Consider the following 16846-nt stretch of genomic DNA (forward strand, 5'->3'; position numbering starts at 1 on the left):
GCAGCTCCTATCGGGACAGCAGGGGCAGGACTTCGGATCCGAGCAGATCGACGCCGCGGTCGTCGGTGAGGCCGTGCGGGGTGCCGAACTCGACCCGGTGCACCCCGGCGTCGATCAGCGCCTGGGCCTGCTTCGCGACCTGTCCGGGGGTGCCGGAGAAGGCGAACCGGTCGAGCACGTCGTCCGGGACCAGGCGGCCGGCGGCCTCGTGCGCACCAGCTTCGACCAGCCCGGACACCTCGGCGACCAGGCCCGGCGGCAGGGTGACGGTGGGGTCCAGGTCGGCGACCACGGCCAGGTACATGGCCACCTCGGTGCGCGCCTTGGCGCGGGCCGCCGCACCGTCGGTGTCGACCACGGTGACCGCGCCCAGCACGATGCCGATCTCGGCGACGTCCCGGCCGGCCGCCTCGGCGCCCGGCCGCAACCGGTCCCGCACCACCGGGATCATCTCCGGGTTGGCGCTGCCGCCCACCTTGATCTCGTCGGCGATCCGCCCGGCCAGCGCGGCACCGCGCGGTCCCCACGCGCCGAGCAGCAGCGGGACCCGGGGGCGGTGCCGCTCGTAGCGCAGCGCGGTGTCCGGCGCGAGGGTGAACATCCGGCCGTCGTAACCAGTGCGGTCGCCGCTCAGCAGCCGGCCGACCACCTCGGCCGCCTCGGCCAGCGCGGTGAGCGGGCGCGGCTGGGGCAGGCCGACCGCGTCCAGCCAGGTGCCCCGGGCCAGGCCGAGGTAGGCCCGGCCGTGCGAGGCCAGGTCGAGCGCGGCGATCTGCCCGGCGATCTCGTACGGCGCCATCGAGTACGGGTTCAGGCAGGCCGGCCCGAGCCGCACCCGGCTGGTGGCACCGGCCATCTCCAGCAGCGGGAAGATCGGCGGCTGGTACATCAGGTCACCGAACACGGTGAGCACGTCGAAACCGGCCGCCTCGGCGGATCGCGCCAGCCGGGCGTACGCGCCGGCCGGTTTGTCGCTCTGCAGGCCGAGACCGATCTCCACCATCAGGTGAGGTCCGCCGAGTTCATCCGCCGCTTGCCGGTGCGCTCCACCTTCATCACCAGGCGCTCCCCCGGGTCGGGGCAGATGAAGTGCGAATCCTGGGCCAGCCAGTCACCGGCGGCGAGCTCGCGCTGCTTGGCGGCGAGGAACGGCAGCACCGACGCGAGCGCGTACACGCAGAAGTGTTTGCCCTCGGGGATCGTCAGGTGCGCGCTCTCGGTGAGGTCGAAGTGGTCGCCGACCGCCATGCCGCACACCGAGCGGCCCTCGATCCGGTCGACGCTGACCCGCAGGTCGTAGATGTCCATGTCACCGTCGTCGCTCATGCTTCTCCTTCGTCGATTCGCACGATGATCTTGCCGGTGGTGCGCCGGTCGGCCAGGTCGGCCAGCGCGGCGGGTGCCTCGGCGAGCGGGACGACCCGGCTGATCGGCGGGCGCAGTTCGCCGGCCGCGCACCGGCGGAACAGCTCCCGGTAAGCGGCCCGCACCTCGGCCGGCCGGGTCCACGGGTAACGCGATCCCCAGGAGAGACCGATCAGGTCGGCGTTGCGGGCGATCAGCCGGGCCGGGTCGACCGGTGGCGGCGGGCCGCCGGCCATGCCCACGCTGACCAGCCGGCCCTCGAAGGCGAGGCAGTCCAGCGACCGGCTCAGCAGGTCGCCGCCGACCGGGTCGACCACCACGTCGACCTCGCCGGCGACCGTCTCGAATTCGCCGTAGCCGATCGCCACGGCGGCGCCCTGGGCGCGGCAGATCGCCAGCTTTGCCGGCGTTCCGGCGGTGGCCACGACCCGGGCGCCCCGGGCCACCGCGAGCTGGATTGTGGCGATGCCGACCCCGCCCGCCCCGGCGTGCACCAGCAGCGTCTCGCCGGCCGCCAGGCGCGCTCGGTCCAGCGCGAACCAGGCCGTCTGGTAGGTGACCGGCAGCGCGGCCGCGGTCGCCGGGTCCACGTCGGACGGACGCTCGACCACCAGGCCGGCGTCGATCGTGACGGTGTCGCCGAGGGCGCCGTGCGGCAGCGCCGGGCAGGCCACCACCTCCCGGCCGACCAGGTGCTCGGCGCCCGGCCCGGCGTCCAGCACCCGGCCGCTCGCCTCGACACCGGGGGTCATCGGCGGGTCCGGCCGCACCGGGTACTCGCCCCGGCACAGCGACACGTCGAGGAAGTTGAGGCCGACCGCGCGCACCGCCAGCCGCACCTGACCGGGGCCGGGCGGCGGGTCGTCGGGCAGCGACGCGAGCCGCAGCACGTCCCGCGGGCCGCCCGGCTCGGTCGCGATCAGCCGGCGGATCACGGCCGGACCAGTTCCGAGTGGTGGTGCACGATCCGCCAGCTGCCGTCCAGGCACCGCAGCACGTCGGTGACCCGGCTGCGCTGCTCGGGGCCGCCGCCGACGGACCGGGCCACCAGCACGTAGCGGGCCACGCCGACCTCGCCCCAGACGTCGATGCGCTTCTCGGTGGCGAACAGCGCCGCCAGCACCGGCCGCTCCCCCGCGCTGTCCCGGGTGTCCCGGAACTCGTCCAGCTCCTTGCGGGTCCGCAGCGGGCCGGGCAGGTGCGTCTCCCAGGTGGTGACGTCCTCGTGCAGGTGCTCGTCGAAGCGGGCCCGGTCACCGGCCAGGAAGGCCGTGTACATGTCGTCGATGCCGGCCGCGATCGCCGCGGCACCGGTCTCCGCGAAGCTCATCGCCGCTCCTCGTCCCGGACCACCACGCCGCCCTTCATCACCCAGCGCACACCGCGGAACGCCCCGGTGTCGTCGAGCGGGTCGTCGTCCATCGCGATCAGGTCGGCGTACCTACCCTCCTCGACGGTGCCCAGGTCGTCCTCGGCGCCGAGCCAGCGGATCGGGCCGCGGGTGCCGGCGTGCAGTGCCCGCGCCGGGCCGAGCCGCTCGGCCAGGTTCTCCAGCTCCCGGACGGTGGCGTTGGTGCCCTCGAACGACCAGAACGGCGGCATGTCGCTGCCGAGCAGGATCTCCACCCCGGCCTCCACGGCCATCGCGAAGCTCTCCAGATGCCGCGGGCCGGCGCCGAGCGAACGGCACTGCATCCACTCCGGCACGCCCAGCTCGTCGAAGAACTCCTTGCACCGGGTCACCAGCAGGGTCGGTACCAGCGCCGTGCCGCGCGCGGCCATCCGCGCGGCGACCTCCGGGGTGAGCTGATAGCCGTGTTCGACACAGTCGAGGCCCAGCTCGACCGCGGCGGCGATCACCTCGGCCGGACCGGCGTGCGCGGTGACTTTGCGGCCCCAGGCGTGCGCGGTCTCGATGACCGCGGCCATCTCGTCGGCGAACAGCTGCGGGGTGGCGATGCCCTCGTGCTCGCCGGCGATCCCGCCGGAGATCATCACCTTGATCAGGTCGGCGCCGGCCTTGATCTGGCTGCGGACACCGTGCCGGAACCCGACCGGGCCGTCGCACTCCATCGTGTCGCCGCTCTCGTGGCCGTGACCGCCGGTGCAGACCAGCGCCCGCCCGGCCGTGTACATCCGCGGGCCGGGGACCCGGCCGGCGTTGATCGCCCGGCGCAGGGCGAAGTCGGCGTGGTCCTTCTCGGCGACGTTGCGGACCGTGGTGACCCCGCAGTCGAGTGTGCGGCGGGCTCCGTCGGCCATGTAGAGGGCCAGGTCGTGCGGGCCGAGATCCTTGACGCTGTCGCCGCCCGGGCCGGGCAGCGACAGCGAGAAATGGGTGTGCATGTTGGTCAGGCCGGGCGTCACGTACGCGCCGTTCAGGTCGCGTTCGACGACCGGTCCGGCGGCCCGGGCGCGCGCGGCGACCTCGGCGTACGGGCCGGTCGCGGCGATCCGGTCGCCGTCGATCCAGACCCCGGCGTCCTTCTGCGCGGGCACGCCGTCGAGCACCCGGGCGTCCACCACGGTGCAGTTGCCGAGAAGCTGGTTCACACGATCACCCCGTACACCTTCCGGGCCGCCTCGTCCGAGACGTACCCCTCCTGAACGTCATGGCGCACCGCGGCCGGGTCCCGCCCGGCCGGGTCGCCGTGCCCGCCGCCACCCGCGGTCAGCAGCGTCACCCGGTCGCCTACCCGCACCGGCGTGCGCTTCGTGCTGATCCGCCGCTCGCGGGCGGTGCCGGGGAAGACGACGACCTGGTTGGGCTCGGGCTGCCGGCCGCCGTCGAGCGCCCACGGCGCGCTCTTCGTCTTCTTGATCACCGACAGGAACTCGCCGTCGGTCACGAACCTGATGTCGCGGCGCAGCCCGCAGCCGCCGCGGAACCGGCCGGCCCCGCCCGAGTCGGCGCGGATCTCGACGCGTTCGAAGAACATCCCGGTCTTCGCCTCGAGCACCTCGACCGGCGTGTTGCGCGCCTGGGTCTGGCACAGGTGGTTGGCCGGGCCGATGCCGTCGTGGTCGGGTGCGCCGCCCCAGCCGACCGGATCGTTGTTGCTGACCGCGAACATCGCCCCGGTGTCCGGGTGGACGCCGACCATCATGAAGCCGGGCACGTCACCGCCGCTGGAGGCGGGCAGCCGCTCCGGCATGCCCTGCGCGAGGGCCTTGTAGATCAGTTCCAGCGCGACCGTGCCGGTCCACTGGGTGAACGTCGCGGCCGGGTAGACCGCGTGGAACAGGGTGCCCGGCTCGGCCTCGACCCGCAGCGGTGCGAAGTGCCCGGCGTTGGTCTGCTCCTCCGGGGTGGTGATCGCCTTGAACGCCACCCGGCAGGTCGCGATGGTTCCGCCGATCGGCATGTTGACCGGGCCGGGCACGGCCGGCGAGGAGCCGGCGAAGTCGACCGTGAACGTGCCGTCCCGGATGGTCACGGTGGCCCGCATGAGGATCGGGTCGTCGGTGACGCCGTCGTCGTCGAGCCAGTCCTCGGCCGTCCAGCTGCCCTGCGGCAGCCGGGCGACCGCCTCGGCCGCCGACTCGGCCGCCGCCGCGACGAACCGGTCGACCACCTGCTCCACCACCGGTGCGGTGTAGCGGTCGAACAGCTCGGCCACCCGCCGCTCGCCGGTGCGCAGCGCCGCGATCTGGGCGTTCAGATCGCCCAGCACCAGGTCGGGCATCCGGGAGTTGAAGCGGATCAGCTCGTGGATGTCGTGCACCGGTTCACCACCGGCGTACACCCTGGTGCCCGGAAAGATCAGGCCCTCCTGGTGCATGTCGGTGGAGTCGAGCACGTAGCCCGGGTCCTTGGCGCCCAGGTCCATCCAGTGGGCCCGGATGCACAGGTACGCCACCAGTTCGTCCCGGGAGAACACCGGCGCGAACATCGTCGCGTCGTAGGAGTGCGCCGCGTTCCAGTACGGGTAGTTGAGCAGCACGACGTCGCCCTCGTTCAGCGCGCCGGCGTACTCCACGCCCTTGCGGATCGAGTAGTCGTTGGCGCCCAGGAACCGGGACAGGCCGGTGGACTCGGCGACCAGCCGCAGCGACCGGTCGTAGATCGAGATGCCGAAGTCGTGCACCTCATAGATCACCGGGTTGAACGCGGTGCGCACCAGCGCCGCCCGCATCTCCTCGGCCGCCGACACGAGGTGGTTGCGGATGACCTCGACCGTGGCGCCGTCAGTCATCGAGGCTCACCCCGTAGACGTCGCGCGCCGCGTCCCGCGACACGTAGCCCTCGGCCACGTCCCGGCGCACCGCGGCCGGGTCCCGGTCGGCCGGCGAGCCGTGCCCGCCGCCACCCGCGGTGAGCAGGGTGACCCGGTCTCCCGGCACCACGGCCAGCCGCTTGGTGCTGATCCGCTCCTCGCGGTCGGTGCCGGGGAACGCGATGATCTGGTTCGCCTCCGGCCGCAGGCCGCCCGCCAGCGCCCACGGCCGGGTCTTCGTCTTCTTGATGACCATCAGGAACTCGCCCGGCGTGACGAACCGGATGTCCCGCCGCAGGCCGGCGCCGCCGCGGTGCCGGCCCGCACCGCCCGAGTCGGTGCGGATCTCGACCCGCTCCATGAACATGCCGGTGCGGGCCTCCATCACCTCGATCGGGGTGCCACGGCCGGTGCTGCCGGAGACGTGGGTGGCCGCGTCGGTGCCGTCGTGCTCGGCGGTGCCGCCCCAGCCGACCAGGTCGTTGTTGCTGACCGCGAACATCGCGCCGGTGTCCGGGTGGATGCCGACCATCATGAAGCCGGGCACGTCACCGCCGCTGGAGGCGGGCAGCCGCTCCGGCATGCCCTGCGCGAGGGCCTTGAGGATCAGCTCGAACGCGACGATGCCGGTCCACAGCGTGAACGTGGGCTGTGGATAGATCGCGTGGAACAGCGTGCCGGGCTCGGCGCGCACCTCGAGCGGCGCCACCGTGCCGGCGTTGGAGGGCTCGTCCGGCGAGGTGAGCGACTTGAGGATGACCTTGCAGATGGCCTCGGTGGCGCCGAACGGCATGTTGATCGGGCCGCGGGTGGCCGGCGACGAACCGGCGAAGTCCACCAGGAAGGTGCCGTCCGCGATGGTGACGGTGACCCGCATCTTGACCGGCTCGTCGGAGATGCCGTCGTCGTCCAGGTAGTCCTCGGCGGTCCAGCTTCCCTGCGGCAGCGCGGCGAGGGCGGCCCGGGTGCGGGCCTCGCCGTCCGCGATGATCTGCTCGATCGCGGCCAGCACGGTGGGCCGGCCGAACTTCGTGTAGATCTCCAGCAGGCGGCGCTCGCCGGTGCGGATGGCGGCGATCTGGGCGTGCAGGTCGCCGAGGATCGCGTCGGGCATCCGGGAGTTGAACCGCAGCAGCTCGTGGATGTCGTGCACCGGCTCGCCCCGGGAGACCACCTTGGTGCCGGGGAAGATCATGCCTTCCTGGTGCATATCGGTGGAGTCGAGCACGTAGCCCGGGTCCTTGGCGCCCAGGTCCATCCAGTGCGCCCGGATGCAGAGGAAGCCGATCAGGTCGTCGCCGTCGAACACCGGGGCGAACAGGGTGGCGTCGGAGGCGTGCGCCGCGTTCCAGTACGGGTAGTTGAGCAGCACCACGTCGCCCTGGTGCAGGTTCTCGACGCCGACGTACTCGACGCCCTTGCGCAGCGAGTAGTCGTTGGCACCGAGGAACGAGGTGAGCCCGGTGGCCTCGGCGACCGGCCGCATCCGCGCGTCGTAGAGCGAGAGCCCGAAGTCGTGCACCTCGTAGATGACCGGGTTGAACGAGGTGCGGATCAGGGTGGCCCGCATCTCCTCGGCGGCGGACAGCAGATAGCTGCGCACGACCTCGACGCGAGCACCGTCCAGAGTGGTCATGCCGCCTCCCTCAACGTGACGAGCAGGTAGCCGTGGTCGTCGACGGTAACCAGCTGGCCGCTCGGCACCACGGTCGTCGACGTGCCCTCGTCCACCAGGGCCGGCCCGGGGAACGTGTTGCCGGCCTCGAGATCGGCGCGGTCGTAGACGGCGAACGGGACGATCGCGCGGGTGCCGAAGTCGAAGGCGTCCCGGTGCGTACGGGGTTTCGCCTCGCCGCCCTTGGCGACCAGCGGCAGCTCCGGCCGCTGGGTGCGCCCGATACCGCGTACCCGAAGGTTGAGGATCTGCAGCGGGTTGGTCATGGTGTGGCCGTAACGGGCGTGGTGCGTCTCGTCGAAGGCGGTCCGCACCGATGCCGCGTCCAGTGTGGACCCGACCGTGACCATCAGGCTGTGCTCCTGGCCCAGGTAACGCAGCTCGAACTGCCGCTCCAGCACACCCTCGCCGGCCGGCACGCCCTGCGCGGCCAGCGACGCGACCGCCTCGGGCTCGGTCTCGGCGAACAGCGGCTCCAGCGCCGCCAGGTCGGCGTCGTCGAGGGTGGTCATCACGGTGCGGCTGAAGTCGTTGACGATGTCGGCCGAGAGCATGCCCCAGGCCGAGAAGCCGGACGGCGCGAACGGGACCAGCACCTCGCCGATGCCCATCTCGCGGGCCAGCAGCGGCGCCAGCAGGGGCCCGGCGCCGCCGAAGGCGAGCAGCGAGAACACCCGCGGGTCGTGGCCGCGTTCGACGGTGATCTGCCGGACCGCGCCGACCGTCTTGGCCAGCAGCACGTCGAAGATGCCGGCCGCGGCCGCGGCCACGGACAGGCCGAGCGGCTCGGCGAGCTGCTCGCGGATCGCGTCCCGGGCGGCCTCGTCGGCCAGGCCCATGTCGCCGCCGAGGAACCGCTGCGGGTCGACGAAGCCGAGCACCACGGCGGCGTCGGTCACGGTCGGCGCGGTGCCGCCGCGGCCGTAGCAGACCGGGCCGGGCGCGGCGCCGGCGCTCTGCGGGCCGACCTTCAGCAGACCCCGGTCGAGCCAGGCGATCGACCCGCCGCCGGCGCCGATCGTGCGGATGTCGTACGTCGGGATCAGCAGCGGGAAATGTTCGAGCTGAGCCTCGTACGCGGCGACCGCGCTGCCCTTCTCGATCACGCACGCGTCCAGCGAGGTGCCGCCGATGTCGAACGTCAGCACGTTGTCCCGGCCCAGCTCGTTGGCCAGGTAGGCGGCGCCCACGATGCCGCCGGCCGGGCCGGAGAGCACGGTATGGGTGGGTGACGTCTTGGCCACCGCGCCGGTCATCGAGCCGCCACCGGACCGCATGATCAGGAACCGGCCGGCGAACCCCTGCTCGGCCAGCCCGTTCTCGAGCTCGTCCACGTAGCGTTCGAAGATCGGGCGGATGTACGCCTCCAGCACGGTCGTGCTGGTCCGCTCGTACTCGCGGTACTCGCGCACGATGTCGGTGGACAGCGACAGGCTCACCGCGGGGTAGGCGGCGCGGATGATCCGGGCGGTCTCCCGCTCGTGCGCCGGGTCGAGGTACGAGTGCAGGAAGCAGATCGCGATCGACGTGACGCCCTGCACCTCGACCAGTTCGCGGGCGGCGGCCAGCACGCTGTCCGGGTCCAGCTCCTCAACCACGGTGCCCTTGTAGTCGAGCCGCCCGGTCACGCCCGCGGTGAAGCGGCGCTGCACCAGGCTCTCCGGCCGCTGATAGCGGAAGTCGTACATGTGGTCGGCCGGCACGTTGCCCCGGCCGATCAGGAAGATGTCCCGGAAGCCGGCGTTCGTGATGATGCCGGTGTTGCCGCCGCGCCGCTCCAGCACCGCGTTGAGGCCGAGCGTGGTGCCGTGGATGAACAGCTCCACATCGGACAGGTCGGTGCCGAGCGCCGCGATCGCGTTGAGCACGCCCTCGGCCGGGTGGGCCGGCGTGGTGGACGCCTTGCGGAAACGCACCTGGCCGGTTCGGGTGTCGAGCTCCATCGCGTCGACGAAGGTGCCGCCGATGTCCACGGCCAGCCGGATACTCATGAGTCGCTCTTTCCGATCAGGGCGGGCAGCTCGGGGACGCGCCAGCAGGCGGCCCGGCTCTCGCCGTACGGCTGAAGGGTCTGCTCCTGCGACCGGCAGGTGTCGGTGACGAACGGGCAGCGGGCGGCCAGCGCGCAGCCGGTCGCCGCGTCCGCCTCGTCCAGGTCCTTGACCAGCTGGACGTCGGCGGCGCGGGTCGCGCCGAGCCGTGGTGCGCTGCCCAGCAGGGCCCGGGTGTAGGGGTGCCGCGGATGGTCGAAGACCTCGTCGACCGGCCCTTCCTCGACCACCCGGCCCAGGTAGAGCACCACGACCCGGTCGGCGAAACCGCGGACCGTCGCGAGGTCGTGCGAGATGAACACCGAGCCGTGCCCGGCGTCCGCGGCCACGTCCGCGATGACCTCGAGGATCTGGGCCTGGACGGTGACGTCGAGCGCGCTCGTCGGCTCGTCGAAGACGATCAGGTCGGGCTCGCCGACCAGCGCGCGGGCGATGCCGATCCGCTGCGCCTGACCGCCGGAGAGCTCGTGCGGGTAGCGGGTGAGGATCGAGTCGTCCAGCTCCATCCGGCCCAGCGCCGCCTCGACGCGCCGCGCGCGGTCCGCGGTGGAGACCTTGGCGGCGCGCAGCGGCTCGGCGATCGAGTCGGCGACCGTACGCCGTGGGCTGAGCGAACCGATCGGGTCCTGGAACACCATCTGCGCCCGGGTCCGCTCCACCCGGCTGCGCTTGCGGACGTCCTTGCCGGCCACCGCGACCGCACCGGCGGACGGCTCGACCAGGCCCATGATGAGTTTCGCGAGGGTGCTCTTGCCGCAGCCGCTCTCACCGACCACGCCGAGCGTCTCGCCGGTCCGCAGTTCGAGGCTGACGCCGCGCAGCGCGTGGTGCCCGCCCGAGCCGAACCGGCTGCGGTAGACCACATGAGCGTCCTCGACCCGCAGCACAATCCGGCCGGCCTCCGTCGCCGCGTTGTCCGATTTTTCGGCATTTACCACACTCAAGGGGGCTTCCTGCGGATGGAAGCAGGCCAGCGACCAGCCGTCCGCCAGCTTCTCGGTCTCCGGCCGCGTCGTGCGGCAGACGTCGGTGGCGTGGGCGCAGCGCGGCGCGAACGGGCAGTCGTGCGGCGCCGCGGTCAGCAGCGGCATCCCGCCGGCCGTCGCGACGACCCGGCCGCCGCCCACATCCGGCACCGAGCGCAGCAGCGCCCGCGTGTACGGATGGGCCGGCTCCCGCAGCACCTTCGCGGCCGGCCCGGTCTCCACCACCGTCCCGGCGTAGAGCACCACGACCCGGTCGCACACCTCGGCGATCGACGCCAGGTCGTGCGAGATCAACAGCACGCCGCGCCCGTCGGTGTCCGCGGCGTGCCGGAACTGCCGCAGGATCTCGGCGGTCAGCGTCACGTCCAGGCCGGTGGTCGGCTCGTCCGCGATCAGCAGGCTGGGCGCGCACCCAGCCGCCAGCGAGATCATCACCCGCTGCGCCATGCCTCCGGACAGCTCGTGCGGGTAGGCCCGCAACCGCTGCCCGGGGTTGCGGATGCCGACCGAGGCGAACAGCTCCGCCGCGCTCTCCACCGCCCGGTCGCCGCTCATACCCTGGTGCGTGACAAGACGATCAATCAACTGCCGGCCCACCGTACGGGTCGGGCTGAGCGCTCCCCGCGGGTTCTGGAAGCAGATCGCCGCGCCGCGTCCCCGATGCTTCGCCAGCGCCGCCGCATCCATCCGCAGCACGTCCGCGCCGTCGAAACCGACCCGGCCGGTGGCGTGCGAGCCGGACGGCAGCATGCCGACGATCGCCCGGGCGACCATGCTCTTGCCGCCGCCGCTCTCCCCCACCAGGCCGACCACCTCGCCGGGCGCGACCGAGAAACTGACGTTGCTGAGCGCCGCCACCTGGCGGCCGGGCCGCCGGATGACGACCGAGAGATCTTCGATGTCGAGCATGGTCACCGCCGCTTCGCGTCCGCGCGTTCCTGCAGGCCCTCGCCGAGCAGGCTGAAGCCGAGGACGCAGACGAGCAGGGCCAGGCCGGGCGGGACCGAGGTCCACCAACGGCCGGCCACGACGTCCGACGTGCCGAGGCTGATCATCGAGCCCCACTCGGCGGTGGGCACCGTGACGCCCAGGCCGAGGAAGGAGAGACCGGCCAGGGTGAGCATCGCCCAGCCGCAGTTCAGCGGGGCGATCACCCGGACCGGGGTGAGGCTGTTCGGCAGCAGGTGCCGCCAGAGGATGCCGAACATCGAGGCGCCGGAGGTCTTCGCCGCTTCGATGTACGCCATCTCGCGCAGGGTGCGCACCTCGGCGCGGACCAGCCGGGCGTACGCCGGTGCGTTCACCGCCGCGATCGTCAGCACCAGGTTGCCGAACCCGTCGCCGAGCAGCGCGGCCACCGCGAGCGCCAGGATGAACGTGGGGAACGCCTGGAAGATGTCGACGATCCGCATGAGCACGTCGTCGACCCAGCCGCCCAGGTAACCGGCGAGCAGGCCGAGCAGCGTGCCGACCACCACCGCGAGGGCCACCGCGCAGACCGCGATGCCCAGGTCGATCCGGGCCGCGTGCAGCACCCGGCTCCACACGTCCATGCCGTTGCCGTCGGTGCCGAGCAGGTGGGCTCCGCCCGGCGTGGCGAGCGTGCCGGCCGGGTCGATCTCGGTCGGGCCCCACTTCGAGAGCAGCGGGGCGAAGACGGCGGCGAGGGCCGCGACGACCAGGATCGCGCCGCCCACGTAGATCAGCGCCCGGGCGAACCGGCGGTCGCGGTCGCCGCCACCGATCACCACCGGGGCGAGTTGCGGATCGGCCATCAGATCCTCACTCTCGGGTCGAGCACGGCGTGCACCACGTCGGCGATGAGGAAGATCAGGACATAGCAGAGGGCGATGATCAGCACGGACGCCTGGACGACCGGATAGTCGCGGTAGAGCAGCCCGCGCAGCGCCCACTGGCCGAAGCCCTGCCAGGAGTAGACGTACTCGACCAGCACGGTGGAGCCGATCGCCGTACCGAAAACGAGCGCGGCCAACGACGGAAGCCGGACCAGCGTCGCCCGGCGCAGGTAACCGCGCAGCAGGGTGCGCTCGGGCAGGCCGTGCGCGGCCGCCGCCGCGTACGCCTCGCTGTGCAGCACCTCCAGGGCCGACGCCCGGACGCTGCGCAGCAGCGGCGCCAGCACCCCGATGACCAGCGTGAGCACCGGCAGCACCAGATGGGCCGCGGCCGACGCCATGGCCGGCCCGTTGCCGGTGAGGACGGCGTCGACCAGGTCAGCCCCGGTCAGCGGGGTGAGGTTGGTGTCCGGGTCGACGCGGCCGCTGGGCGCCGGGAACCAGCCCAGCGCGGCGTAGCCGACCAGGATCAGCACCAGGCCCAGCCAGAACTCGGGGATCGAGTTGCCGAACAGGGCGAAGATCCGCACCGTGTGGTCGCCGAGCCGGTCGGCCCGGCGGGCCGACCAGATCCCCAGCCAGATGGCCAGCACCACGGCGATCGCGACCGCGATCACCACCAGTTCCAGAGTGGGCCCGAGGCGCAGCGCCATCTCGCCGCTGACCGGGCTGCCACTCTGGATCGAGGTGCCGAAGTTGCCGGTGAACAGTCCCCCGAGGTAGTCGAGGAACTGTTTCCACAGCGGCTGGTCGAGGCCGAACCTGGCGCGCGCTGCCGCCGCGTCGGCCTCGGTGGCGTTGGGCCCGAGAATGCTGCGGATCGGATCGCCCGGCAGCACCCGGACCAGCAGGAAGGTCAGCACGACCACCCCGAGCAGAACCGGGATCAGCTGGAGCAGCCGCCGACCGACGAAACGCAGAATTCGCACGGGCTCAGGCCGATGCGCTCAGGTAACGCAGACGGGCCAGGCCGTCCATCGGTTGGACCCAGCCGGCCACCTTCTCGCGTACCGGAAGGTTGAAGTTGGGCTGACAGATGATCACCCAGGGCACATCCGTCGCGAGGATCGACTGGACCTGCGTCCACAACGCCTTGCGGGCCGCGTCGTCCACCGTCGTGTGCGACTTGGTGTAGATCTGCTCGATCTCCGGGTTGGAGTAGTTGGAGTAGTTCAGGGCGGCGCCCTTCACGAAGCTGGTGGCCAGCATGTACTCCACGTCGTTCACCCAGAGCTGGCCGGTGGTGATCTGCAGCGGGATGCTCTTCTTGGTGCGCCGCTCGCCGAGGGTGGCCGGGTCCAGCGGGGTCAGCTTCAGCGTGATCCCGGCCTTGGCCGCCTCGGCCTGCACCTGGATCGCGATCTTCTGCTGCTCGTCGTTGTTCGCCTCGAAGACCAGCTCCGAGGAGACCGCCGTCTTGCCGGACGCGGCCAGCGCTGCCTTCGCCTTGTCGAGGTCGTAGCCGAACGGGTAACCGGTCTCCGAGTAGCCCGGCATGTCCAGCGGCACCAGGCTCTTGGTGGGCCGGGCGTCGTTGTTGTAGACGTTCTTGATGATCTGCTCGTAGGGCACGGCGTAGGCCAGCGCCTTCCGCACGTTCACGTCGTCGAACGGCGCGTTGGTGACCGACATCTGGATGGCGACCTGGTTGTTGCTCGCCGCCGAGAGCACCTTGACGCCGTCCACCTTCTTCAGGTCCTGCAGGTCCTGACCGGTGATGCCGAGCGCCACGTCGATGTCGCCGGCCTGCAGTTGGAGGCGCTGGTTGGCGGCCGCCGGCACCACCGAGATCCGGATGGTCGGCGTCTTCGCGCCGTCCGGCCCGGGGTAGCCGGTGTTGGCGCTCAGCTCGATCTCCTGGCCCTGGGTGGCCTTGCTGACGTTGAAGTAGCCACCGGTCGGCGCGTTCTTGGCGAACCATTCCTTGGCCCACGGGTCGGCGTCGGTGGCGTGCTTCTTGGCCTCGACCGAGTCGAAGACGTACAGCGAGATGGCCTGGATCTGGCGGGTCAGGGCGCTCGGGAACTCCTGGTGGAACTCGACGGTGTAGTCGTCCTTGACCACCACCTGCTCCGCCTTGGTGAGGCCGATCGTGCGGTAGATGCCGGCGACGTTGGCCTGGGCAGCGAACGCGCGGTCCTTCGACCACTTCACGTCGGCGGCCTTCATCTCGTTGCCGCTCGCGAACTTCACGCCCTGGCGCAGCTTCAGCGTCCAGACCTTCTGCTCGCTGTCCGGCTCGAACGACTCGGCGAAGGTCGGCGTGATGTTCGCGGTGTCGAGGATCTGGCTGTCCCCGGCCGTCGTGACGCCGTAGTCGATCATGTATGGGTAGACGTTCTTGAACAGCATCAGCGCGGTCAGGTCGAAACCCACGAAGTCCTGGTCCCAGCTGGAGAGATAGCTGGAGACGGCGATCCGCAGGGTGCTCGCGGCCGGCCCGGCCGAGGCGCCGGACTTCGGGTCGGACTTGCTGCCGGCAGCGCACGCACCGGCCGTCATGAGGAGCGCCACGCTGCCACCGAGCTGGAGCAGGCCGCGACGGGAAATGTTTGGCGGAGCCATGGATGGTCCTCCTAGAGCCGAACGGCAACCGGCCCATCGAAAGGGCCATGAACGGAGTTCTACCGGATAACGTGAGAGTGAACAAGAGCTCGGCCGTTGTTCACAACAAGACCTCAACAATCCGTCCCACGCCTCATCCGAATAGCCGATGACCTGCGTAGAAAGAGTTCACACGCGTTCACACAGCCGATACCAGCCCTTGTTCACGGTAGCCGCCCCCGGTCGCACCCCGGGCCGGTTCAGCCGCGCCGCTGCCTGAGCAGGTACAGCGCTCGGTCCACGGCCGGCGTGACCTCGGCCGGATCCGCCGCGGTGACGATGACGCCATAGATCGTCCGGTGCGCGAGCAGGACGTCGTTCACCGAGATGTGGCCGCCCACCAGCCCGGCCCCGGCTCGACGATCGGCCCCGCCGTGGTCTTCGGCCTGCGCGCCGCTCGGCACATGGCCCGCTCCGCCGCCTGAATCGCCCCGCGCGGGAGGGCTCGACCTTCCCGCGCGGGCTGCACACCGTCTAAGGCATCCTAGGAACCTGGGCTATTTCCAATACCGCCTTTCCTCCCGGTCCGGGTCCTTGACGATCCTGCACTCGGCGTCGAGCCACATGGTGGCGCGGTCTTTGGTCGTGTAGGCGGGCCATCGCGGCACGTCCGGAGCGGTGGGCCGGCCGTGGCGGGCGAAGCCGGCCCACAGCGCGCTCATGTGCCGCGCGGTCGCCCGCTGCCCGGGCAACGCGCCGGCGCCGGTGTTGGCGAACTTGAGGTTGATGTCGGAGGCGTGCGGTGAGCCGAGCGGGAAGTTGGTGCCGGGCACGAGGGTCGGGTCGGGGTAGGCGAGCTGATACATGTACGCGGGCGCGGCCCGTTGCGCCGCCGTGGCCTCGGCGATCTTGATGGCGTCGCGCCAGATCGGCGAGGTGGTGATCGCGAAGTAGAGCTGCGCCGGGGTCGCGGCGGGCCGGGAGTGCCGGAAGGTCGCGATGATCCGATCGAGTTCGGCGCCCTGATAGGTGCTGCTCAGGTTGGTGCGCAGGCCGGCTTCGTCGATGTTGAAGATGTCGGGCGGCCCGAAGAGGCTGAAGAACACCGTCTCGTCGCGGCAGGTGCCGACCATCAGCGGTTTGCCGGCCGAGAACGACGCGGCGCCGTCGGCGAAGGGGTGCCGCGGAATGACGCGGCCGTCGACGAAGGCGCCGAAGCCGGGAAGCGGGCCGGGGTCGCCCCAGGGCGCGACGCCGTTCGCGGCTTCGGACTGCTGGATCTCCAGCAGCCGTGCGGCCGGGATCTCGTGCAGCCGGGGGATGTCCGCCCGGGTCAGGCCGAGCAGTTCGAGCGTGCGCTGGGCGCGGGCGGTGGCACCGTCGCGGGTGGGGAACCGCAGCGGGGCGGCGCTCTCGATCGACGCCTTGTGGAACAGCCGCGCCGCCGCCGGCATGGTGTAAATGGCCGCGGTCTTGGCGCCGCCGCCGCTCTCGCCCCAGACCATGATGTTGTCCGGGTCGCCGCCGAAGTTGTCGATGTTCTCGCTGGTCCAGCGCAGGGCGCCGAGGATGTCGAGCATTCCGGCGTTGGCGGCGTAGTCACCGTGGGCGAGGTCGCCCAGGAACAGATAGCCCAGCAGGCCGAGCCGGTGGTTGGACTCGACCACCACCACGTCGTAGAGCTGCGCGAGATGGGTGCCGTCCTGCCCGGTGGCCGAGCCGGAGCCGATCATGTAGCCGCCGCCGTGGTTGTAGAACATCACCGGCCGCCGCCGGCCGTCGGCGGCCGGGGTCCAGATGTTGAGGTACAGGCAGTCCTCGGAGGGAGCCGGCATGCGGCCCGTCCCCATTTCCCCGCCCGCGACCTGGAACGCCGGATTCGGAAAATCCACCGCATCGCGTACGCCGGACCAGCGGGCGGGCGGTTTCGGTGCCTGGAACCGCAGCCGGCCGAGCGGCGGCGTGGCGTAGGGGACGCCGAGGAACTTGACGATGCCGTCCTCGCGCCGCCCGCGCACCCGGCCGTAGCGGGTCGCCGCCTCGTCGCTTCGCCGGCCGCCGTGCGCCTGGGCCGGCAACGGCAGGCTCATCGCGGCGGCCGCGGACAGCGAACCGCCGATCATCGTCCGGCGGGTCATCTTGGAACTCACGA

Annotated in this window: 14 protein-coding genes; all 14 read right to left on the reverse strand. The window is 71.7% G+C overall.

Going from position 1 to position 16846, the window contains the following annotated elements; translation table 11 throughout:
• Window positions 1-7 precede the first annotated feature (7 nt).
• A complete protein-coding gene (locus tag Ato02nite_RS44290; protein WP_246608103.1) occupies window positions 8-1003 on the reverse strand; it encodes an LLM class flavin-dependent oxidoreductase in 996 nt (331 codons plus the stop codon).
• Window positions 1003-1326: a TIGR04076 family protein gene (locus tag Ato02nite_RS44295; protein ID WP_213012731.1), complete on the reverse strand. Its 324-nt coding sequence runs from the start codon at window positions 1324-1326 to the stop codon at window positions 1003-1005. The genes Ato02nite_RS44290 and Ato02nite_RS44295 overlap by 1 nt, the downstream gene beginning before the upstream one ends.
• Window positions 1323-2300, reverse strand: coding sequence for a zinc-binding dehydrogenase (locus Ato02nite_RS44300; RefSeq protein WP_213012732.1), 978 nt, complete (start codon window positions 2298-2300; stop codon window positions 1323-1325). Before Ato02nite_RS44300 ends, Ato02nite_RS44295 begins: the two co-directional genes overlap by 4 nt.
• Window positions 2297-2695 carry a nuclear transport factor 2 family protein gene (locus Ato02nite_RS44305; protein ID WP_213012733.1) on the reverse strand — a complete coding sequence of 133 codons (399 nt, stop codon included), beginning with the start codon at window positions 2693-2695 and terminating at the stop codon, window positions 2297-2299. The genes Ato02nite_RS44300 and Ato02nite_RS44305 overlap by 4 nt, the downstream gene beginning before the upstream one ends.
• Window positions 2692-3918, reverse strand: coding sequence for an amidohydrolase family protein (locus Ato02nite_RS44310; protein ID WP_213012734.1), 1227 nt, complete (start codon window positions 3916-3918; stop codon window positions 2692-2694). Before Ato02nite_RS44310 ends, Ato02nite_RS44305 begins: the two co-directional genes overlap by 4 nt.
• Window positions 3915-5561, reverse strand: coding sequence for a hydantoinase B/oxoprolinase family protein (locus tag Ato02nite_RS44315; RefSeq protein WP_213012735.1), 1647 nt, complete (start codon window positions 5559-5561; stop codon window positions 3915-3917). Before Ato02nite_RS44315 ends, Ato02nite_RS44310 begins: the two co-directional genes overlap by 4 nt.
• Window positions 5554-7218 carry a hydantoinase B/oxoprolinase family protein gene (locus Ato02nite_RS44320; RefSeq protein WP_213012736.1) on the reverse strand — a complete coding sequence of 555 codons (1665 nt, stop codon included), beginning with the start codon at window positions 7216-7218 and terminating at the stop codon, window positions 5554-5556. The genes Ato02nite_RS44315 and Ato02nite_RS44320 overlap by 8 nt, the downstream gene beginning before the upstream one ends.
• Window positions 7215-9248, reverse strand: coding sequence for a hydantoinase/oxoprolinase family protein (locus Ato02nite_RS44325; protein WP_213012737.1), 2034 nt, complete (start codon window positions 9246-9248; stop codon window positions 7215-7217). Before Ato02nite_RS44325 ends, Ato02nite_RS44320 begins: the two co-directional genes overlap by 4 nt.
• A complete protein-coding gene (locus tag Ato02nite_RS44330; RefSeq protein ID WP_213012777.1) occupies window positions 9245-11203 on the reverse strand; it encodes an ABC transporter ATP-binding protein in 1959 nt (652 codons plus the stop codon). Before Ato02nite_RS44330 ends, Ato02nite_RS44325 begins: the two co-directional genes overlap by 4 nt.
• Before the next feature lie 2 nt (window positions 11204-11205).
• Window positions 11206-12069, reverse strand: a complete 864-nt coding sequence (locus Ato02nite_RS44335) for an ABC transporter permease (RefSeq protein WP_213012738.1) — start codon at window positions 12067-12069, stop codon at window positions 11206-11208.
• A complete protein-coding gene (locus tag Ato02nite_RS44340) occupies window positions 12069-13079 on the reverse strand; it encodes an ABC transporter permease (protein WP_213012739.1) in 1011 nt (336 codons plus the stop codon). Before Ato02nite_RS44340 ends, Ato02nite_RS44335 begins: the two co-directional genes overlap by 1 nt.
• A 4-nt stretch (window positions 13080-13083) precedes the next feature.
• On the reverse strand, window positions 13084-14715 hold the full coding sequence (locus tag Ato02nite_RS44345; RefSeq protein ID WP_213012740.1) for an ABC transporter substrate-binding protein: 1632 nt from the start codon (window positions 14713-14715) through the stop codon (window positions 13084-13086).
• Between the two features lie 239 nt (window positions 14716-14954).
• Window positions 14955-15158 carry a hypothetical protein gene (locus Ato02nite_RS44350; protein WP_213012741.1) on the reverse strand — a complete coding sequence of 68 codons (204 nt, stop codon included), beginning with the start codon at window positions 15156-15158 and terminating at the stop codon, window positions 14955-14957.
• Window positions 15159-15251: 93 nt separating this feature from the next.
• Window positions 15252-16844: a carboxylesterase/lipase family protein gene (locus Ato02nite_RS44355; protein ID WP_213012742.1), complete on the reverse strand. Its 1593-nt coding sequence runs from the start codon at window positions 16842-16844 to the stop codon at window positions 15252-15254.
• Window positions 16845-16846: the final 2 nt, after the last annotated feature.

This window comes from Paractinoplanes toevensis, assembly GCF_018332695.1.
GTDB lineage: Bacteria > Actinomycetota > Actinomycetes > Mycobacteriales > Micromonosporaceae > Actinoplanes > Actinoplanes toevensis.